Here is a 22,118-nt window from a genome sequence, read left to right on the forward strand (position 1 = left end):
GGGTGATTGTCGTCTCAAAGAAAAGTAGTATTTTTTAGAACTGTTTTCAACTAACCAGAAAAACACTCGTATGAAATATCCGGTAGAATTGGTTGTGTTTGATATAGCAGGAACAACCGTTAAAGACAACGGAGAAATAGTAGTGGCTTTTCATGATGCCATGAAGGAATATGGCTATAGTATTCCCATCGGTACGATCGGTTTGTTGATGGGTTATAAAAAACCTGAAGCAATAAGAATGATGCTGGATGAATATGAGCCGGATACAGCAAAGGTTACTCCTGAGTTTGTTGATGCAATACACGAACGCTTTCTGGAGTTGATGATAGAATATTATTCAACTACCAATGATCTGAGTCCTTTACCTCATGTGGAAGAGGTATTTAAATACCTGAAAGATAAAAGTATTAAAGTCGGACTTGACACGGGTTTCTCCAGGGATATTACCGATGTAATTATTGACAGGTTAGGCTGGGTGAGAGATGGAAAGATTGATTATGTAGAGTCGAGCGATGAAGTGCCCGCCGGAAGGCCTCAGCCCTATATGATTCAACGTATGATGGCGGAAGCCGGGATAGAAGATTCTTCCAAAGTAATTAAACTGGGCGATACTGAAGTTGATGTAAATGAAGGTAAGAACGCCGGGTGCCTTTTTTCGATTGCTGTTACTACCGGTGCTTTTACAAAAGAGCAACTGGAGCTGTATGAACCTTCATTCATAATTGATGAGTTAAAGGAACTGATTAACATTCTTGAAAATTAAAAAAGGGTTTGCATGTTTATTTACAAGCAGTGGCAGGATAAGTTGAAAACGATGCCTGCATGGTTTATATCAATATACGCGGCCGTTTGTGCCTTTGGTGTTTACTTCTGTATGTATGCGTTTAGAAAACCGTTTACAGCAGCAAGTTTCCATGGTATGAGCTTTATGCATATTGAGTATAAAGTGTGGTTGGTTACTGCGCAGGTAATAGGTTATATGCTAAGCAAATTCTACGGTATAAAATTTATATCGGGAATGAAAGGCGAAAAAAGGGCTTCGACAATTGTTTTGTTAATCACAATAGGGTGGATCGCGTTATTGTTATTTGCTATTACTCCCGCGCCTTATAATATCATATTCCTGTTGATCAATGGTTTTCCGTTGGGAATGGTGTGGGGGCTTACATTCAGTTTTTTAGAAGGCAGAAGGGCAACAGAGTTCATGGGTGCCGTATTGTCTATCAGTTTTATATTTTCATCAGGTGTTGTTAAAAGTGCCGGTAAATCTGTTGTGTTAGACTGGCACGTAACAGAAACATGGATGCCCTTTATAACGGGGGCACTCTTTATGCTGCCGATGATCATTTTTACCTGGTTGTTAAATCACACGCCACCGCCTACGGCAAAAGATGTACAGAGCCGGAGCATACGTAAACCAATGAGCGCAAAAGAAAGAGCCGAGTTTCTGTCTATGTTTATGCCGGGCATTGTAATTATTGTTACTACCTATGTGCTGCTTACAGTATTGCGTGATTTTCGCGACAACTTTGCCAATGAACTTTGGACCGAGCTTGGTTATGCTAACAACGCGGCGATTTTCACCAGGACAGAAATTCCTGTGTCAGTAATCGTATTGGCTTGTATGAGTTTACTCATCCTGGTAAAAAGCAACATCAAAGCTTTTATGATCAATCACTACATCGTAATGTTTGGTTATGCACTTACACTTGGCGCGACAATATGTTTCAGTAAACATATGATTGACCCGGTAGTTTGGATGACACTTATTGGCACGGGTCTGTATCTCAGTTATGTACCATTCAACGCACTATATTTTGAACGAATGATTGCCAGTTACCGCGTTAATAGCAACGTAGGGTTTATCATGTATATAGCTGATTCATTCGGTTATCTCGGCAGTGTGCTTGTATTGTTTATAAAAGAATTTAGCGGAATGCATTTATCCTGGACCGCTTTCTTTATAAAAGCCATCATCGTCGTTACTACTATTGGCATAGTAGGTACATTTATGGCTTCAATTTATTTCAGGAGAAAATATTTATCACGTCAATCATCTATTCAAACGTCTTATGCCTAAAAAAAGTGCAATTGTTGTCGGAGCCGGAATAGTAGGGCTTGCCATTACCAGAAGTCTTGCAGAAAGAGGTTACCAGGTTATTGTTTTTGAACGTAATGAAAAAGCGGTTAGTGCATCTATTCGCAATTTTGGAATGGTATGGCCAATTGGTCAGCCGCTCGGTCAAATGTATGAAAGAGCTTTGATGAGCAAACGCATCTGGAAAGAAGTGTGTGAAGGAGCGGGGCTTTGGTATAATGAAGTCGGTAGTTTGCATCTTGCACATAGCGACCTTGAATGGAAAGTGATCAATGAAATTGCTGATACAACAAAAGATCAGCGACCAGTAAAAATATTGTCTGCCGGTGAAGCACTGCACAAAAGTGGTGCCGTTAATCCGGATGGTTTAAAAGGAGCTTTGTGGAGTGAAGATGAAATGATCGTTGAATCCCGCGTTGCCATCGAAAGAATACCAGGTTATTTAACGGAGAAGTATGGCGTCAACTTTAATTTCAGTACAGCCGTGACCGCAATTCAGTATCCATCTGTTACTGCGGCTAACAAAGAATACAGTGCTGACGAAATTTATGTTTGCAGCGGCGCTGATTTTGAAACGTTGTATCCGGAAATTTTCATCGCTAATAATTTTACCAAGTGTAAACTTCAGATGATGCGATTAACTGCGCAACCGGAGGGATGGAGGATTGGACCTTCACTTTGTGGCGGTTTGTCTCTTATTCATTATAAAGGTTTCGAAGTAGCAGCATCATTGCCGGAATTGAAAGCTCATTACCAGGAGACGATGGCGGATTATCTCCATTGGGGAATTCACGTAATGGTTTCTCAAAATGCGGAGAGCGAATTGACGATTGGCGATAGTCACGAATATGGATTGGTATTCGATCCGTTTGATAAACAGTTCATCAATCAACTGATCATCGACTACATGAAGAAGTTCGCCCAATTTAAAGATTGGAATATGATTCAGAGTTGGCACGGCATTTATCCAAAGATGACCGATGGCAGAACAGACTTTATTTATACTCCCGAAGAAGGTGTTACAATCGTTAACGGACTGGGCGGCGCCGGCATGACCTTAAGTTTTGGTTTAGCAGAAGAAGTGATCAGTGGAAAATTACAACCAGTCAATGCGCAAACTTCTTTAGCAACATCTTAAATAGGATCTAAGTATTTCTAGTGTGTAAATAGCTGACGATTAACTTGTTAACCAAGTCCGTCGGCTTTTTTTCTTTATGAAATCCAGCATGAATTTTACTTAAAGCGAAGATTTATCAAGGCATGAATAGTCAATTAGTTAGCGTTTATCCGTTATTTATACTGAGAAAAAACATAATTATAACATTTTAAGGCAACGGAAATCTTTTCAATATGTTAAAATGAATTACCTTTGCGCCCTAAAAATCGACGAGCCCGGTTTTTAATAAAACAACAAAAACATTCATCATTTTATGGCTGATCTTAAATTACAACGCAACTTTGGTATTGCCGCGCACATTGATGCCGGTAAAACCACTACAACTGAGCGTATCTTGCGCTACACCGGTATGATCCACAAAATTGGAGAAGTACACGATGGCGGCGCTACCACTGACTGGATGGAGCAGGAAAAAGAAAGAGGTATTACCATTACCTCAGCAGCTGTAAGTTGCCAGTGGAATTTCCCTACTCAACAGGGTAAAGCAACTCCTGACACAAAAAAATATTATTTCAATATCATCGATACTCCGGGCCACGTGGACTTTACCGTTGAGGTAGAGCGTTCTATGCGTGTACTGGATGGTCTGATCGCTTTGTTCTCTGCTGTTGATGGTGTTGAGCCTCAATCTGAGACTGTATGGCGCCAGGCTAACCGTTATGGTGTTCCCCGCATCGGTTTCGTAAATAAAATGGACCGTGCTGGTGCTGACTTCCTGAACGTTGTAAAACAAGTAAGAGAAATGTTGGGTGCTAAAGCTGTGCCTTTGCAGTTGCCTATCGGTGCTGAAGACAACTTTAAAGGTGTGGTTGACCTTATCCAGATGAAAGGTATTATTTGGGATGACGCTACTGAAGGTATGACTTACAATGAAGTGCCTATTCCTGATGATATGAAGGAGGATGTTGAATACTGGAGAGCACAATTAATTGAAGCTGTGGCTGAGTATGATGATCAACTGATGGAGAAATTCTTCGATGATCCAAACTCTATCTCAGAAGCTGAAGTTCACGAAGCAATCCGTAAAGCTGCTATCGATCTTAGCATCGTTCCGATGATGTGTGGTAGCTCTTTCAAAAATAAAGGCGTTCAAACTGCATTAGATGCTGTATGTCGCTACCTTCCTTCTCCTTTGGATCTGCCTGATACTGTAGGTACTGATCCTGACAGCGGAGAAGAGATCACTCGTAAGCCTAGCGCGAAAGAACCTTTCGCAGCGTTGGCTTTCAAAATCATGACCGATCCTTTCGTAGGTCGTCTGGCATTCTTCCGTTGTTATAGCGGACATTTGGATGCGGGTTCTTATGTTAAGAACATGCGTAGCGGTAAAAACGAGCGTATCAGCCGTATCATGAAAATGTTCGCAAACAAACAAAACCCAATTGATTTCATTGAAGCTGGTGATATTGCTGCGGCAGTAGGTTTCAAAGAAATTAAAACAGGTGACACGCTTTGTGATGAAAACCATCCTATCGTTCTTGAAAACATGTTCATTCCTGAGCCGGTAATCGCTGTAGCGGTTGAACCTAAAACTCAGGCTGACGTTGACAAAATGGGTATGGCGATCGCTAAACTGATCGAAGAAGATCCTACATTGAGAGTTAAGACTGACGAAGATACTGGTCAGACTATCCTTTCAGGTATGGGTGAGTTACACCTTGAGATCATCATCGATCGTATGCGTCGTGAGTTTAAAGTAGAAGTTAACCAGGGTAATCCTCAGGTTGCTTATAAAGAAGCATTCGGAAATACTATCGAGCACCGTGAAGTGTTGAAGAAACAGTCTGGTGGTCGTGGTAAATTCGCCGACATCCAATTCTCTATCGGCCCTGCTGATGAAGAATGGCTGAAAGCAAACGAAGGAAAAAGCTTCCAGTTTGTTAACGATATCTTCGGTGGATCTATTCCTAAAGAGTTTATCCCTGCAATCAGCAAGGGCTTTGAAACCGCAATGGGAACGGGTGTACTTGCAGGTTATCCTGTAAACAACATGAAAGTTCGCGTATTCGATGGTAGTTACCACGATGTGGATTCTGACTCTATGTCTTTCGAACTTTGTGCAAAATCAGGCTTCCGTGAAGCTGGTAAAAAAGCAAAACCAACTTTGCTTGAGCCAATCATGAAAGTTGAGGTTACTACTCCTGACCAATACATGGGTGACGTTACAGGTGACTTGAACCGTCGTCGCGGTATGTTGGAAGGTATGGACAGCCGTAACAACGCACAGGTAATTAAAGCTAAAGTTCCATTGAGCGAAATGTTCGGTTATGTAACGCAATTGCGTTCATTAAGCTCCGGACGTGCAGCTTCAATCATGGAATTCAGCCACTATTCTCCTGCTCCGAACAACATCGCTGAAGAAGTGATCGCTAAGAGCAAAGGGAAAGTGAAAGTTGAAGACTAATAACCAAGTTTCAATCTTGACTTCATATAAAGCTCCGCTGAAAAGCGGGGCTTTTTTTTTGAACCACGGAGGCTCGGCGACACAAAGAGGCACGACGTTTTAGTCAATTGACAATGGAAAATTGATAGTTGAAAATGGTCCGCGGTTTCATAGTTCTTAGTGAACGTTATCATCGTGTACTTCTCTTGGTTCAAAAAACAAAACTTTGACGGCTTAAACTGATTCATCATTTTCAATTGTCAAATTTTAATTGTCAATTAAAAAATCCTCCGTGCCACATTGTGTCGCCCTGTCTCCGTGGTTATAAAACGCAAACGTTTGCTTACCTGTCTTTTCCCCAATTCCCTTATCTTGAAGCAGATATAAAGAGTATTTACATAAAACCTCCTCCGTTATGAAGTATGCTGCTGTATGTTTTCTCTGTTGTATGACGTTTGCCTTTGCCAGTGCTCAAAGCCAGGCTCCGTTAGATTATAATGAAATGGCGGACCCGAGTCCGGTTGATAGTGCTTCGTGGAATGCTATGCCTGCCGACAGGCTGATTAGTTTTGGTGATGTAGATGTGCGTTATTCAAAAAGACAAGTGCCCGCTCTTCAGCAACCAACAACTACATGGAAGACTATTGCCTGGAAAAATGAAAGGGTACATACACAGTTCGTTGTAGCATCCCGCAAGAAAATATTTCAATTGCAGGTGGAAGCCGGAAGTTTAACTGACGGCAAAGGAAATAACATAAATGCGGCTAACGTTAAAACCGGGTTTGTACGTTATGTGATGACAGATGAGTTGAATAAAGACGGCGGCGGCTGCGGTTTCAGGCCTGATACCAGGGCTTTTGATTCTTCGCTTGTTGCCGATGGCATCGATTTTATTCCGGTTAAAAACGTTACAGCTTATTCTGTGCAGCCTGTTTGGCTAAGTGTGAAAGTGCCGGCAAATGCGCCTGCAGGAAACTATACCGGAACAATCAAGGTGAAGCAATATGGGGGAGAAGTGTTGCAGACGCTTTCTTATTCAGTTGAAGTAAAGAATTATACTTTACCTGATCCCAAAGACTGGACATTCTATCTTGATCTCTGGCAAAATCCATTTTCTATCGCACGTGTGCACGGCGTACAATGCTGGTCGGATGAGCATTTTGCTATCATGCAACCTTATATGAAAAGCCTGGCTAATGCCGGGCAGAAAGTCATTACCGTTAGTATGATCTATGATCCGTGGAATGAACAAACCGAAGATCCTTTCTATAGCATGATCAAATGGACCAAAAAGAAAAACGGCAGCTGGACTTATGATTATACCATTTTTGACAAATGGGTAAACTTTATGATGGCGCAGGGAATAAACAAGGCCATTAACTGCTACAGCATGATTCCGTGGGGATTGAATTTCAAATATTACGATGAAACCATTGGGCGTGATACATTTATCATTGCAAAAGCCGGTTCTCCTGAGTATAACGCTCATTGGAAACCAATGCTGGCCGATTTTGCAAAACACTTAAAAGAGAAAGGCTGGTTCAATAAAACTGCGATTGCAATGGATGAGCGCGAGATGAAAGATATGCAACAGGCAATAGCGCTGATCAAGAGCGTTGATAAAAACTTCAGGGTTTCACTTGCAGGTAACTATCATCCCGAAATACAACAGGATATCGACGATTATTGTATCGCATCTGCACACAACTTTCCGGATGATGTAAGAAAGCAGCGCGAAAAGGCTGGAATGATTTCTACTTACTATACTTGTTGCGTAGAAGGTTTTCCAAATACCTTCACCTTTTCGCCCCCTGCGGAAGCTGCATGGATTGGCTGGTATGCAGCAAACAAAAACTTTGATGGTTACTTAAGATGGGCCTATAATAGTTGGACGGCAAATCCATTAACTGATTCACGTTTCAGAACCTGGGCTGCAGGAGATACGTACCTTGTTTATCCCGGTCCGCGTTCTTCCATTCGTTTTGAGCGTTTGATCGAAGGCATTCAGGATAACGAAAAGATCCGCGTGCTCAAAAGCACATTTGCAAAGAACAAAGACAATCAGAAGTTGCAGCAACTCAATGCAATGTTGGCTCCGTTTGAAATTGCAGATATAAAAAGCAAAGGCGCCGCCGTTATGTTGAATGAAGGAAAGGCTGCGCTGAATCAGTTCTAGCGCGAGAGGAAAATCAAAGTCAAAAGTAAAAATTCCCCGCCTGAACGTCGGGCAGGAAAAGTCAAAAAAAGGGTGCGAAAAACTTCACTGTTTTTGCACCCTTTTTGATTAAATATTTTTCTAGTTAAAATTAATAATCAAACACCGCATAGGGCTTTTGACTTTTTACTTTTGAATTTTGACTTTTCTAAACTACTCCGCCCATTAACGGATCACTTTTCGTCGGTTTGCCATTTTCCACGCGACCGGCATATCGCCTGGCGTGTTCTTCAAAGCCTTTCACTCGCGCGGTGAAATCATACCAGTTATGGCTTTTTGATGTGTCTATGATAACTGTAATACTGCTGCCTGCATTAACATTGATTGATCGTTTGGCTGACTTATAAGCATTGTCAATTATTTCAATAACCTGTCCTTTAGCAGAGGCGTTTCTAATAAATAACTGAACGTTGCCTGTTAGTTTCTTCTTGTCATTTTTTTCAAGTTCGTACTTACAGGAGATCTCAGTTATTGGATCTTTGCTATTGCCAATAAATTCGCGATAGAAGCCGTTAGGTCCGTATACCCGAAGATGATAGGATTGGTTCTCAAATGAACTTAACGACCACTCATCGGTAATAGTATCACCTGCGGCTACAGCATAAGACCAGGTTTTCACCGGTTGAAGTGACTTTTCTCCATTCTCATTAGCTTGTAGGTACTTACCCGGTGCATATATATTAAATGGAACGCCGGAAGCCTTTGTTCCAAATACGTCAGTCGCAGCAGTTAGCTGAATACGGAATATTTGCTTGTCTCCCGATAAATTGCCGTCAACATAAATTTCATATGGCAGAACACAGGATGACCGAATGCCTTTTTCCTGTTTCGGCATGTATGGTGAAGAAGAAGGGTTCTGGTTAATCTGCTGAACTTCTTCTTTAGTTAACAACTTGAAGTCAGAAGGCAGTTTTTTGAATTGCGCCTTATGAATACTTTCAAGAACGGCGTCCTTTGCCAGGAATTCCGGCTGAGCGATCTTCTCCCCGTTATATGGTCTGAATACTGAAGTTAGATCTCCGCAAACGGTTCTTCTCCAGTCTGTTATATTTGATTCTGTAATTTCCTTTTTTAGTTTGTGTTGAAGAAAAATTTCAAGAAACTGCAGGTTGGATGTATGATCGAATACTTCAGAATTAACCCATCCACCGCGGCTCCACGGCGAAGCAATAACTAAAGGAACACGATAGCCTAAACCTATAGGGCTTTCTCTTGAATATTTTTTAGGCTTGCGTTTTAGTTCCTGTTCCATCGTTACCCACTCTGCTCTCGTATCAATACCTTTCGAAACAGTGCCGGTATCTTTTCTTTCAAAATGAGGTGCCACAAATGGGGGAACGTGGTCAAAACAACCATCATTTTCATCATAGGTCAAAATGAAAATTGTCTTCTTCCATACTTCCGGATTTTGCGTTAGTATATCCAGCACTTCTGATACATACCAGGCACCATACCACGGCGCACCGGGGTGGTCAGAAAAGTTTTCCGGCGCCACTAACCAGGATACGGTTGGCAGCTTACCATTTTTTACGTCTTCTCTGAATTGATGCAACACATCACCCTTTGGAACCTTCATTCCACGCTCCACCGTTCCATCGTTGTATTTCAACGTGGACAGCTCTCTGTAGTAAGGATCATTCACGTTTGTTGTGAATGCTTTGCTGTGAATGTTCTGGTGCAGTTGCGACAACTTTGCAAAATTTTCAGGAGTATATTTCTGAAGGTCTTCCTGTAAAGAGGTAAGCGCTTCTTTTTTCTCCTTTAGCTGTTTTTCAAGTTTAGCTTTGTTGTCATCACTCGCCGGTAACACAGCAATTTGTTCTTCAAGCTTTTTTATTTCGCCAGGTAATATGTTCACCTGTTTTTGTGCATACAATAAATGTGTCTTAGAGAAACGAACATTATATTGAGTAAACCATTCAATCGGGTTGTCTGTAAAGTTTGCCAGCCATCCATCTTCTTCTCCTTCAAAACCAGAATCAAGACTTATTTCATTCTGATAGATCTTCCATGAGACATTGTTTTCTTCAAGTCTTTCGGGAAAAGTTTTCCAATGCGCTTCCGCACCATAATCTACTTCTTCGTTTCTGATGTTCGCCTGCACATCGCCATTTTGTTCTTCACGAACAGTTCCTGTCCAGAAATACAAACGGTTGGGTGTTGTTCCGGTTAGTGAAGAACAAAAATGCTGATCGCAAACAGTAAATGCATCTGCAAGCGCATAATAGAAAGGAATGTCTTCGCGATTGTAATAGCCCATCGTCATTGGCATATCCGCGAATTCTTTGTGTCCGGATTTTTTTACATCAAGCCATTTGTCGTATTTACCATCATTGCGGGCATCCACCTGGTTTTCCCACGAATGTGGTAATGAGCTCATCCATGTAGCTTTCGTATCCTTTATATTCAGGCGAAAAGGTGCGTATGTTTCACCTTTTTCGTTGTATTGTGCCCAAACCAGATTTTTGTTTGGAAGATTTATGGCCCGTGGGTCATTAAAGCCACGTACCCCCTGCAATGTGCCATAGCAATGATCAAACGATCTGTTTTCCTGCATTAGAAAAACAATATGTTCTGCATCAAGGTAAGTACTTCCTTCTGCAGGATTTATAGCCAATGCCTTTTGTACAGAAGCAGGCAAAGCATTCCATAATCCCGCTCCGCCTGATAACAATGCAGCTTTCTTTAGAAATTCCCTTCTTGAATCCATTGAAAGAAAATTTGTTGGTTGTTATTGAAAATTCAAAAAATTAAAAAGTTGATAATGGTTATCCTTCACAAGCATCAACAATCATCATGGGGATAGCCACTCATGCGTATTGTTAATTTCAGTATTATGAATATACAACAATGACACGAATAAGCATACGCCAGCCACTCGTGCCAATACACCAGTGCTAAAAATAGGACTAATCAATAAGACAAGCGGGGGTACAATAAATCTTTATAAAAGCTTAAAGAAGCGTTGCTGATCAGCAATGTCTGCCAACAAAATATTACGTTATAAAGGGAAAACAATTTGAATGGATAAACCGGTTTTTTGAGCGGCATTCCGTTAAATCATCCGCTTAATCACTTTCAGTTTATGCGTTCTTTCGTTGGTATCAACGTTAATGATGCCATTACTGTCCAGCTTATCTAATCTTACTCGACCGGACGAGTGAATAATTTCATCATTGTTTAAAATAATTCCTACATGTGTTATTCTTCCTTCTTCATTATCAAAGAAGGCGAGGTCCCCACACGCCGCATCTGCAATATTTGCTACTTCATTTCCTTGCTCAGCCTGCTGATAAGCATCCCTTTTTAAAGGAATGTTCATCATTTTAAACACTTGTTGTGTAAAGCCGCTGCAGTCAATGCCACTGTTGCTTTTTCCTCCCCACAGGTAGGGCGTGTTTATATACAACATTGCAAGGCTCTTGATGATGTAGTAATCCCTGGGCAGACTGCCAAGATTCCATATCATCGGTTCATCGTACAACAGGTTGAAATGAGCAGTTTCAATTTTTTTGTAAACAGGGGTCGCAATAGGCAGGAAAAGTTTATCATCCTTAAAAATGGCCTTGCTGCCCGGCTTGTAGATATAACCAAGCGGAGCTGTCTGCGTCATTTTTTTGGAAACTTTATCTAACTGGGAATTTTGAACCCAACCTTCATAGTCATCGTATAAGCATTTCACTTTACTGAAGGTCTTTTCTGTTTCGGTGATTTCAACAAACTCACCAAACAATAATTGGCTCACCATTTCACTGGTATGTGACGGAGCTTTTCTGATAGGACTAATGGATACAATACAAACGCCAAATGTCATTAGCGAAATTTTTTGCCGTTAAGTTATGGAATTATATATATGTTGCATCTTTATTAGGAAAAATTTTTATAGCTGCCAGTGGATACTAACAGGTACAGACATATCAACGACGGTGAATTACTGGAAAAATTCTATGAGACGAAGGATAACCAGTGGCTTGGTATGTTGTTTCAACGCTATACCTTGTTGCTTTTGGGTGTTTGCATGAAGTATTTAAAAAATGAAGAGGAAGCGCGTGATTGTGTTCAACAGGTATTCTTAAAAGCAATTACAGAGTTGCATAAATATGAAGTGGAGTATTTTAAGAGCTGGCTTTATACCATAGCCCGCAATCATTGCCTGATGCGGCTGAGGGATAGGCAGGGCAAAATTCCACGGGAGTTAAATGAGTCTTTACCTGTGGCCGCGGAAGAAATAGACACTAAGGGACTTGAGGAGAAAGAAAACCTGTTTGATAATATAGAACTGGCACTTGAAGAGTTGAATGAAGACCAGAAAACCTGTGTAACTTTATTTTATCTTCAAAAGAAAAGCTATCAGCAAATTGTAGATACCACCAATTATACTTTGTTGCAGGTAAAAAGTCACATACAGAATGGGAAAAGAAATTTGAAATTATTGGTAGAAAAGAAATTGAAGAAAGTATAATGTCAAACAATAATAACATATTGCCCAATTTCAGTAGTGTGACTGAAGAACAAATGCTTAACTATTTGAAAGGCAACTTACCACCCGAAGAATTGCACGAAATAGAAAAGCTGATGGTTGAATCAGATTTTGTAAATGACGCGGTTGAAGGCTTACAACAATTTGGCTCCGATGCCCAAATGGAGGCTTATGTTAAACAGCTAAACACACAGTTACATCAACAATTAAGCGACCGCAAAGCAAAAAAAGAAAGGCGAAGCATAAAAAACATGCAATGGACAATAATTGCCGTTGTAATTGTGCTATTGCTTTGTTTGCTTGGTTATGCTGTTATCACGTTATACCAGCGCACTCACTAAAGTTTCTCCGGCCATGCTTTTATATTATTCCAATGCAACAGGGCGATTGAATCGGCCTTTTGGCATCCGGGTTTATCAGCACAAAAAAAATCTCAAAAAACTTAATTAAACGTTTGTTTGAATTAAACGGTTGTTTAACTTTGCACTGTTATAGTCACTGAATGAACGCGGAAAAGAAAGAACAAATAATGAATGCTGCCGTAGAGCTCTTTGCTGTTAAGGGGTTTGAGGGTACGTCGGTAAGGGAACTTGCTTCAAAAGCCGGTGTAAACCTTGCGATGATCAATTATTATTTTGGTTCGAAAGAGAAGCTTTTTGAAAATATTGTTGAATGTAAAGCAGTCAATACGCGGGAAGAACTGGAAGAGATTGCGAAGGACAAGGAGTTGGATGAAATTGGGAAAATAGACAAAATGGTTGACAACTACGTGAGACGCCTTTTTTGTAACAGGTATTTTCACCGGGTCATTCATCATGAACTGATGCTGAACCAACGGGAAGAGCTTCAGAATATAATAGTGACGAAACTGTTTCCAAACAGCAATATTATAAAAGGTGTTCTCGAAGATGGCATAAAAAAGGGCGTATTTAAAAAGGTAGATATCGAACTAACTATCGCCTCGCTTGTTGGTACAGTTAACCAGGTGCTTTTGTCGAAGAAGTTTTGTAATAAAATGATGAGCAAACCTGAAAATTATGTCCCTTACGATGATGAGAAGTTCATAAAACGGGTATCGGATCACATAAAATCACTTATGCGCTCGCATATACTTAAATAAACTTATTATAACTTTTTTACAGTTGGTTAGGGTGAAACCGGGCGGCTTTTAATTAAAAAGCTGCCCTTTTTTTATGTTAGATGTACGGTGTAAGATGTACGGTGTACGGTGTAAGATGTACGATGTATGGTGTGCGATGTTTGATGTGCTGCTCCTTATCCCTCATACCTCATGCCTCACACCTCATACTCCATAGCTAATAGCTCACAGCTGATAGCTAACAGCTAAAGATGGAACCACACCGGTGTTTTATCTTCCGGATCCGCGTTGTAATTAATGCATAGCTCTTCGCCTTTTTTTATTGGCTTTATAGCTTTCACGCTTATTGTGCTTGCTTCAAAATCCATTTCGTACTCGCAGTTGGCTGAATAGTCATGATTGTACATGGACACATAACCCAGCGCTACACAACCCTGTTTACGGGTTTTTCCCCATTCAAATATATAGTGGTACAATTTGGTTTCTTCTATGGCTTTACGCTCGGAAGCACTTAGAACAATTACCGGTGAAATTTCTAAAATAGTGTCAGCATCTATGTTTTCGGTTGCAAATACGCCGCGGCCACCTTTGCCGCCCTTCGGGCTCGGCGCAATAACTAAGCTTGGTAGGATCATTATTGAATTTAAGATTTGAAATTTGAGATTTGAAATGTGGTGTTTCGTTTAGAAAAATAAGTTGGCAAAATAAGTAAAGCAGGTTGAAAATAATAATTTCAAATATGAAATTTCAAATCTCAAATTTCAAATCCCCAAATCTATCCTTAATTTGCACGCATGAGCTACGAGTTTGAGCAATTATCCCTGGCAGAACAGTTTGAGCAGCTTATGGCCAAAAACGATAAGCTGGAAATGCGTGACTTTTTAAATCACCAGAACATTAGTGATGTCGCGGAATTGCTGAACGAGTATCCTGAATTTGAAGCACAGATCATTGCAAACATGGCCATACACAGGGCCGTTAGCGTTTTTAAAATCCTTGATCTTACTGCTCAGAAACGCATTGTAAGAGAACTGCCATCCTTCAAAACTGCCGAACTGCTGAATGAATTGCCCGCGGATGACAGAACTGACTTTTTGGAAGAACTGCCCAAAGAAGTAATTCGCGACCTGATCAAGTTACTGGATCCTGAAGAACGTAAGATCACATTATCCCTTCTGGGTTATCCCGATGACAGTGTTGGGCGCCTGATGACGCCGGACTATGTTTATGTATATGCTGACAACACGGTAGAAGAAGTATTTTCAACCATCAGAAAATTCGCGAAAAACAGTGAGACTGTTGACGTTATTTATATCATCAATGAAAATAGTGAACTGATTGATGATATCAGGATAAGGGATGTAATTCTTGCTGCACCCGATAAACGTATTGATGAACTGATTGATGGCCGCGTTATTGCCCTAAACGTAAACGATGACCAGGAGCATGCACAACAGGTGTTTAAAATGAACAACCGCGTGGCCCTTCCCGTTACCGATAACAATAATATTCTGCTGGGAATTGTTACCATTGATGACATGCTTTGGGTTGCGAACGAAGAATATAGCGAAGACATTCAAAAGATAGGTGGTACCGAGGCGCTTGATGAACCTTATCTTGAAATCTCTTTTTTTAAATTGATTAAAAAAAGGGTGGGCTGGCTGATCGTGCTGTTTTTAAGTGAAATGTTAACTGCAACTGCGATGGCTTATTTCGCGGATGAGATAGAGAAAGCGGTAGTGCTGTCCATTTTTGTTCCGTTGATTATGTCCAGCGGAGGTAACAGCGGCTCGCAGGCTTCTACGCTTATCATCCAGGCAATGGCTGTAGGGGAGATAGCGATAGCCGACTGGTGGCGGGTAATGCGCCGCGAGATCTTTAGTGGTCTTATGCTGGGAAGCATTCTCGGTTTGATAGGCTTTCTGCGTATTTGCGTGTGGCATCTTTTAATGAATCATGGTGTAATACAAGATCTATATGGTCCACACTGGATGCTGATCGGTTTTACCGTAGGAATTTCTCTTATCGGCGTTGTGTTGTGGGGAACGTTGTCCGGATCTATGCTCCCAATAATTCTAAAAAGACTTGGCGCTGACCCTGCAGTTTCTTCCGCGCCGTTTGTGGCAACGTTGGTAGACGTTACCGGGCTGGTAATTTATTTTAGTGTGGCGTATTTGTTTTTGCAGGGACTGCTTTTGTAGCCATCAGCTGTCAGCTATGAGCGATTAGCTAGTTTCAACTATCCTGATAGCTATTCGTCAAATAAATGATTTATAGACGTGTGAAGTAGCGTAGATCTGAACGAACTCTCCGCAACTACATAATTAAACCGGAATTCTTAATATAATAAATCACGCATTTTATTCAATAGGAGAATGCAAGCTTCTAGCTAGCCAATTCAAGCTGATTGTGGCAACGTTGGTAGACGTTACCGGGCTGGTAATTTATTTTAGTGTGGCGTATTTGTTTTTGCAGGGACTGCTGTTGTAGCTGTCAGCTATGAGCGATTAGCTAGTTTCAACTATCCTGATAGCTATTCGTCAAATAAATGATTTATAGCGTGTGAAGTAGCGTAGATCTGAACGAACTCTTCGCAACTACATAATTAAACCGGAATTCTTAATATAATAAATCACGCATTTTATTCAATAGGAGAATTCAGCTTCTAGCTAGCCAATTCAAGCTGATTGTGGCAACGTTGGTAGACGTTACCGGGCTGGTAATTTATTTTAGTGTGGCGTATTTGTTTTTGCAGGGACTTCTTTTGTAGCTATCAGCTATGAGCTGTTAGCTGGTTTCAACTATCCTGATAGCTATTCGTCAAATAAATGATTTATAGACGTGTGAAGTAGCGTAGATCTGAACGAACTCTTCGCAACTACATAATTAAACCGGAATGCTTAATATAATAAATCACGCATTTTATTCAATAGGAGAATGCAAGCTTCTAGCTAGCCAATTCAAGCTAATTGTGGCAACGTTGGTAGACGTTACCGGGCTGGTAATTTATTTTAGTGTGGCGTATTTGTTTTTGCAGGGACTTCTTTTTGTAGCTATCAGCTGTCAGCTATGAGCGATTAGCTAGTTTCAACTATCCTGATAGCTATTCGTCAAATAAATGATTTATAGACGTGTGAAGTAGCGTAGATCTGAACGAACTCTTCGCAACTACATAATTAAACCGGAATTCTTAATATAATAAATCACGCATTTTCTTCAATAGGAGAATGCAAGCTTCTAGCTAGCCAATTCAAGCTGATTGTGGCAACGTTGGTAGACGTTACCGGGCTGGTAATTTATTTTAGTGTGGCGTATTTGTTTTTGCAGGGACTTCTTTTTGTAGCTATCAGCTGTCAGCTATGAGCTGTTATCTAGTTTCAACTATCCTGATAGCTATTCGTCAAATAAATGATTTATAGACGTGTGAAGTAGCGTAGATCTGAACGAACTCTTCGCAACTACATAATTAAACCGGAATGTTTAATATAATAAACCACGCATTTTATTCAATAGGAGAATGCAAGCTTCTAGCTAGCCAATTCAAGCTGATAGCTCATAGCTGACAGCTGATAGCTCCCTACCATTCCAGTAACTCCTTCAAATGCTCCTTTATCCTGAAGTTCCATTCTTCTTTCAAAATACTTAGCACAATAGAGTCCCGGCGGCCACCATCACGGTTAGGCATGTTGCTTCTTAATATGCCGTCTACGGTGCAGCCAATGCGTTTCATCGCGGCAACACTTCTGCTGTTCAAAACATCCGCGCGAAACTCAACACGCTCCATTTGCAATGTTTCAAATGCGTACTTCAACAACAGGTATTTACAATGTCTGTTCAGACCCGTACCCTGAAAATCTTTTCCATACCATGTATAGCCTAGCTGAAGGGTTTGAAATGGAAGATTGATGTCGTAAAAACGTGTGGTGCCGGCATACTTTTCCTGGAGCTTGTCATAAACAATAAACGGGTATTCTTTGCCTTCGTTTCTACCGTCAATAGCCAGTTTCATATAATTCCTCAGGCCTTCAACTCCTGCTGCGCTTACAAGAGAAAATTTCCAGATATGCGGCTCGTTTAATGCAAAAGGTAACAGGTTCGGGTGGTCATCCATGCTAAGCGGTCTCAGCAATACTCTTTCATTTTCTAGTATAATGTTCTCCGGAAAACTTTCCAATACAGGCATATTATCAAATTTGATGGATTAAGATGTCTTCAAAAATAACAAAGCAATTACAGAAGCAGAAAATAAAGGGAGAATGTTAGCCAGATGTTTAGTACCGATATTTATAATGATTTTAATTAATGCAAACGTTTGATATTTTTTAAAATGGCTATCTTTCACCCTTTATTTTTTTTCACCAGATATTAAAATTGAATTTTTTATGTGTGGAATTGTTGGATATGTTGGGCATAAGGAAGCTTATCCCATAGTATTAAAAGGACTAAAACGATTAGAGTACCGGGGATATGACAGTGCTGGCGTTGCTTTACTGAACGGGGGGCTCAAAGTGTATAAGAAAAAAGGAAAGGTAGCAGAGCTGGAAGAATCTGTAGTGGGAAAAGATCTGCATAGCAACATAGCTATCGGTCATACAAGATGGGCCACACACGGCGAGCCGAATGATAGAAATGCGCACCCCCACATATCTCAAAGCGGCGAGATCGCAATGATCCATAACGGTATTATCGAGAATTATGCGCAAATAAAAAGAGAGCTTGTGGCCAAGGGCTATTCTTTTAAAAGCGATACAGATACAGAAGTATTATTGAATTTTATTGATGATATTAAACAGCACAACGAATGCTCTCTTGAAGAGGCTGTGCGGATTGCATTGAAACGTATTGTTGGTGCGTATTGCATTTTACTGATACACAAAGATGACCCGGAAACAATTATTGCTGCGAGAAAGGGTAGCCCGCTGGTGATCGGCATAGGAAAGGGCGAACATTTTCTGGCATCCGATGCGTCGCCAATTATTGAATATACCAAGGAAGTTGTTTATGTGAACGACTATGAGATTGCGATTGTACGGCCGGATGAACTTATCCTGAAAAACCTGGGTAATGAAAAGCAAACGCCTTTCATTACAGAGCTCGACATGGAACTTGCTGCAATTGAAAAAGGTGGTTATGATCATTTCATGCTGAAAGAAATTTTTGAACAGCCGCAAACGATTTATGATTGCTTACGGGGCAGGCTTGACGCAGACAAGGGAATGATTACAATGAGTGGCATTGAAAAATATGCTGAACAGATCATGAATGCTAACCGGATTATGATAGTTGCCTGTGGAACTAGCTGGCATGCGGGTTTGGTTGCAGAATACATTTTTGAAGAGCTCTGCCGCATACCGGTAGAAGTGGAATATGCATCAGAATTCAGGTATCGAAACCCGGTAGTGCATCAGGGGGATGTTATTATTGCAATTTCTCAAAGCGGAGAAACCGCGGACACACTTGTAGCCATAGAGAACGCCAAAGAGAACGGTGCGATCATTCTGGGTGTGGTGAATGCCGTTGGATCATCTATTTCAAGATTGTCACACGCGGGCGCCTATACGCACGCGGGGCCCGAGATAGGCGTAGCCAGTACAAAGGCATTTACAGCACAGCTCGCGGTTCTTACAATGATCGCTTTAAAAATAGCACATAAAAAAGGAACGATATCTATCGAAAAATATTCAATACTCTGTAAAGAACTGGCCGAAGTGCCTGACAAAGTAGCCGAGGTTTTAAAGCTGGATGATAGCATTAGGTTACTGGCTGAGAAATATAAAGACGCCTATGACTTTCTTTATCTCGGCCGCGGTTATAACTTTCCCATTGCATTAGAAGGCGCACTCAAATTAAAAGAGATTTCTTACATACATGCAGAAGGATATCCGGCTGCAGAAATGAAGCACGGTCCCATCGCATTGGTGGATGAACATTTGCCTGTTGTGTTTGTGGCAACAAAAGATGCTTATCATGAGAAGGTGGTAAGCAATATGCAGGAGATCAAAGCAAGAAAGGGCAAAGTAATTGCGGTAATAACTGAAGGAGACACCGTTACTCCATCCATTGCAGATGATGTAATTATCCTGCCGCCGGCCCATGAAATTATTGCGCCGATGCTAAGCGTAATTCCATTACAGTTGTTGGCTTATCATATCGGCGTTGCAAAAGGTTATGATGTAGATAAGCCGAGGAATTTGGCAAAAAGCGTTACGGTCGAGTAGGTCAATAGTGAATGGTCAATAGTGAAAGGTGAAAGGTGGGAGAGCAAAACTGATAGAAAACCGTTCAATATTAAATTTGAGTTTGTTTATCGCAGTAAAGCGAGATTGCATAAAACAAAAGGGCTCGCACATTTCACTATTCACCATTCACCATTCACGATCGTCCCCTCTCATCACAAATCACAACCTCTTCCTATGTCTCAGAATTTAATAAAAAAAGTACCGTTTTCGTCGTTAGGTAACGGCTTTATACCAACCCAGTTTTTACCGGAAGGAAAGGATGAATATCATCTGCGGAACATACAAAACAGGAGTGGTATCGACTATAGACGTTTAACAGCATATGAAATTGAAGTGCTCGTTCGCAACGGTAATACCAGTGCGGATTGGAACATGATACTGGTAAGCGATGCATTTAATCCTGAACTTGTTAAGAACTGTAAGTTTTATGGCCTGGTGCGCATCGGCAAACTTGAGCCATACTGTTTAGAATACAGTGATCTGATCATGCCTGTGGGCCTATATAACTCAACAATCATTAGTTGCGATTTTGGCGATAACGTTGTCATTGATAATGTAAATTATTTATCACATTATATCATCGGCAACGAAGTGATGATTGTGAAAGTGAATGAACTTTCAACAACCAATCACGCAAAGTTTGGTAATGGAATAGTTAAACATGGCGAAGATGAAAGCATTCGCATCTGGCTTGAGATATGCAACGAGAATGGCGGCAGGAGTGTTATTCCGTTTAACAGCATGGTGCCGGGGGATGCCTGGTTATGGAGCAAGTACAGAGAAGATGAAGTGATGCTTAAAAAGTTTGTTGAATTTACCGAGCATGAATTTGATATACAACGCGGTTATTATGGCAAGATTGGCGACCGGACGATTATTAAAAACACGCATATTGTAAAGGATGTCTGGATTGGCAGCGATGCCTACATTAAAGGTGCCAATAAGCTCAAAAACCTCACGATCAATTCAGGGCCTGAAGGCCGTTCCCAGATTGGCGAAGGCTGTGAATTGGTAAATGGAATTGTTGGATTTGGCTGCAGGATCTTTTATGGCGTAAAAGCCGTTCGTTTCGTAATGGCATCTCATTCCCAATTAAAATATGGCGCAAGGTTGATCAATTCATATCTTGGTAACAACGCAACTATCTCATGTTGCGAAGTGCTGAATTCATTGATATTTCCAGCACACGAGCAGCATCACAATAACTCGTTTCTGTGCGCGGCGGTTGTTATGGGACAAAGCAATATTCCTGCAGGCGCCACAATCGGTTCTAATCACAATTCAAGAAGTCCGGATGGAGAAATCATAACAGGGCGTGGCTTTTGGCCGGGATTATGTGTGAGTCTGAAACACAACTCAAGATTTGCCTGCTTTACAATTCTGGCTAAAGGTGATTATTCTTACGAACTTGATATACCAATTCCTTTTTCACTTGTCAGTAACGATCTGGCTAATAACCGGCTGGTCGTTATGCCCGCATACTGGTTCATGTACAACATGTATGCAATGGCGCGCAATGCGTGGAAGTATGTAGACCGCGATAAACGTGTTGAACGCATACAAAAAATAGAATACGATTTTCTTGCACCTGACAGTGTGAATGAAATGTTCAATGCGCTGCGGGTTTTTGAAACCGAAACGGGCCGGGCATTTTTCAGGATGGAGAATCCAACGCTTGTTGTTGACGATGCAGACTGCAGAGAGCAGGGATTTGAATTATTGTCGAAGCAAAAACCAGTAGTAAATGATCTGGAAGTAATGGCCGAAGGCTTTGAAAATAATAAACGCAAAACCGTTATCATTAAGATTCAACAGTCGTATAATATCTTCCGCCAGATGATTGAATATTATGGAATGACCCAGCTGATAGCATTTATGCAAAATGAAGATATTACTGATATTCAGCAAAGCTTTAAAAAGCTACCGCATATTGGTGAAAGAAATAACTGGTTGAATGTTGGGGGGCAACTTATTCCTTCTGACGAAGTTGATGTTTTAAGAAAGAATATACGTGAAGGTGCAATTGATTCGTGGAATGATCTGCATGATGAGTATGTACGACTGGGGGAAGCGTATGCGAATCTTAAGTTGGTCCATGCGCTCGCTTCTTTGCAGGAAGTCTCTGGCATACAGATCAAAACAGTAAGTAAGGAAACATTCAATGAATTACTGGATAAAACAGTGGCAACCAAAAAGTGGATAACTGAAAATATTAAAACATCCCGCTCAAAAGATTACACGAACCCATTTCGTAAAATGATTTATGATAGCCAGGAAGAAATGGATAAAGTATTGGGAAAACTTGATGATAACAGCTTCATCAATCAGCAGCAACAAGCGTTTGAGGAGTTTGTCGCACTCGCACAGCAACTGAAGTTATAAGTTGTAAGTTATACGTTGTACGTTGTACGTTTTAGCCCTTGTAAT

General features: G+C 40.9%; 15 protein-coding genes. 11 read left to right on the forward strand and 4 right to left on the reverse strand.

Annotated elements, in window-relative coordinates:
• Positions 1–70 precede the first annotated feature (70 nt).
• The 5 genes from QTN47_RS24325 (at position 71) to QTN47_RS24345 (ending at position 7,834) form a co-directional block, all read left to right on the forward strand.
• On the forward strand, positions 71–763 hold the full coding sequence (locus QTN47_RS24325) for an HAD hydrolase-like protein (protein WP_369332043.1): 693 nt from the start codon (positions 71–73) through the stop codon (positions 761–763).
• A gap of 12 nt (positions 764–775) precedes the next feature.
• Entirely contained in the window at positions 776–2,080 is a 1,305-nt protein-coding gene (locus QTN47_RS24330) for a DUF5690 family protein (RefSeq protein ID WP_369332044.1), read from the forward strand.
• Complete coding sequence (locus tag QTN47_RS24335; protein WP_369332045.1) at positions 2,073–3,236, forward strand: TIGR03364 family FAD-dependent oxidoreductase; 1,164 nt, start codon at positions 2,073–2,075, stop codon at positions 3,234–3,236. The genes QTN47_RS24330 and QTN47_RS24335 overlap by 8 nt, the downstream gene beginning before the upstream one ends.
• Positions 3,237–3,528: 292 nt before the next feature.
• The gene (gene fusA, locus QTN47_RS24340) at positions 3,529–5,679 is read left to right on the forward strand and encodes an elongation factor G (protein ID WP_369332046.1); all 2,151 of its coding nucleotides are present in this window, start codon (positions 3,529–3,531) and stop codon (positions 5,677–5,679) included.
• A gap of 394 nt (positions 5,680–6,073) precedes the next feature.
• Positions 6,074–7,834, forward strand: coding sequence for a DUF4091 domain-containing protein (locus QTN47_RS24345; RefSeq protein ID WP_369332047.1), 1,761 nt, complete (start codon positions 6,074–6,076; stop codon positions 7,832–7,834).
• Positions 7,835–8,021: 187 nt separating this feature from the next.
• Here the strand turns inward: QTN47_RS24345 and QTN47_RS24350 are convergent, their stop codons facing one another.
• A complete protein-coding gene (locus tag QTN47_RS24350; RefSeq protein WP_369332048.1) occupies positions 8,022–10,583 on the reverse strand; it encodes a phosphocholine-specific phospholipase C in 2,562 nt (853 codons plus the stop codon).
• 345 nt (positions 10,584–10,928) lie between these two features.
• Complete coding sequence (locus QTN47_RS24355; protein ID WP_369332049.1) at positions 10,929–11,687, reverse strand: C40 family peptidase; 759 nt, start codon at positions 11,685–11,687, stop codon at positions 10,929–10,931.
• A gap of 78 nt (positions 11,688–11,765) precedes the next feature.
• Between QTN47_RS24355 and QTN47_RS24360 the strand changes: the two genes are divergently transcribed.
• The 3 genes from QTN47_RS24360 (at position 11,766) to QTN47_RS24370 (ending at position 13,473) form a co-directional block, all read left to right on the forward strand.
• A complete protein-coding gene (locus QTN47_RS24360) occupies positions 11,766–12,335 on the forward strand; it encodes an RNA polymerase sigma factor (protein WP_369332050.1) in 570 nt (189 codons plus the stop codon).
• Positions 12,335–12,694 (forward strand): hypothetical protein, encoded by a 360-nt coding sequence (locus QTN47_RS24365; RefSeq protein WP_369332051.1) that lies wholly within the window; start codon positions 12,335–12,337, stop codon positions 12,692–12,694. The genes QTN47_RS24360 and QTN47_RS24365 overlap by 1 nt, the downstream gene beginning before the upstream one ends.
• A gap of 161 nt (positions 12,695–12,855) precedes the next feature.
• Positions 12,856–13,473, forward strand: coding sequence for a TetR family transcriptional regulator (locus QTN47_RS24370; RefSeq protein WP_369332052.1), 618 nt, complete (start codon positions 12,856–12,858; stop codon positions 13,471–13,473).
• A 224-nt stretch (positions 13,474–13,697) separates the two neighbouring features.
• Here the strand turns inward: QTN47_RS24370 and QTN47_RS24375 are convergent, their stop codons facing one another.
• Positions 13,698–14,087 (reverse strand): SET domain-containing protein, encoded by a 390-nt coding sequence (locus tag QTN47_RS24375; RefSeq protein WP_369332053.1) that lies wholly within the window; start codon positions 14,085–14,087, stop codon positions 13,698–13,700.
• A 159-nt stretch (positions 14,088–14,246) separates the two neighbouring features.
• Here QTN47_RS24375 and mgtE point away from each other — a divergent pair, with 159 nt between their 5' ends.
• The gene (gene mgtE, locus QTN47_RS24380; protein WP_369332054.1) at positions 14,247–15,653 is read left to right on the forward strand and encodes a magnesium transporter; all 1,407 of its coding nucleotides are present in this window, start codon (positions 14,247–14,249) and stop codon (positions 15,651–15,653) included.
• Positions 15,654–17,029: 1,376 nt separating this feature from the next.
• On the opposite strand, the gene QTN47_RS24385 is transcribed toward mgtE, so the two are convergent.
• Positions 17,030–17,635: a GNAT family N-acetyltransferase gene (locus tag QTN47_RS24385; protein WP_369332055.1), complete on the reverse strand. Its 606-nt coding sequence runs from the start codon at positions 17,633–17,635 to the stop codon at positions 17,030–17,032.
• A gap of 199 nt (positions 17,636–17,834) precedes the next feature.
• Between QTN47_RS24385 and glmS the strand changes: the two genes are divergently transcribed.
• Together glmS and QTN47_RS24395 are read left to right on the forward strand one after the other, a co-directional pair.
• Positions 17,835–19,670, forward strand: coding sequence for a glutamine--fructose-6-phosphate transaminase (isomerizing) (gene glmS, locus QTN47_RS24390; protein WP_369332056.1), 1,836 nt, complete (start codon positions 17,835–17,837; stop codon positions 19,668–19,670).
• A gap of 195 nt (positions 19,671–19,865) precedes the next feature.
• Positions 19,866–22,073, forward strand: coding sequence for a DUF4954 family protein (locus QTN47_RS24395; protein WP_369332057.1), 2,208 nt, complete (start codon positions 19,866–19,868; stop codon positions 22,071–22,073).
• Positions 22,074–22,118 lie beyond the last annotated feature (45 nt).

The organism is Danxiaibacter flavus (assembly GCF_041060425.1).
GTDB classification, from domain to species: Bacteria; Bacteroidota; Bacteroidia; order Chitinophagales; family Chitinophagaceae; genus Danxiaibacter; species Danxiaibacter flavus.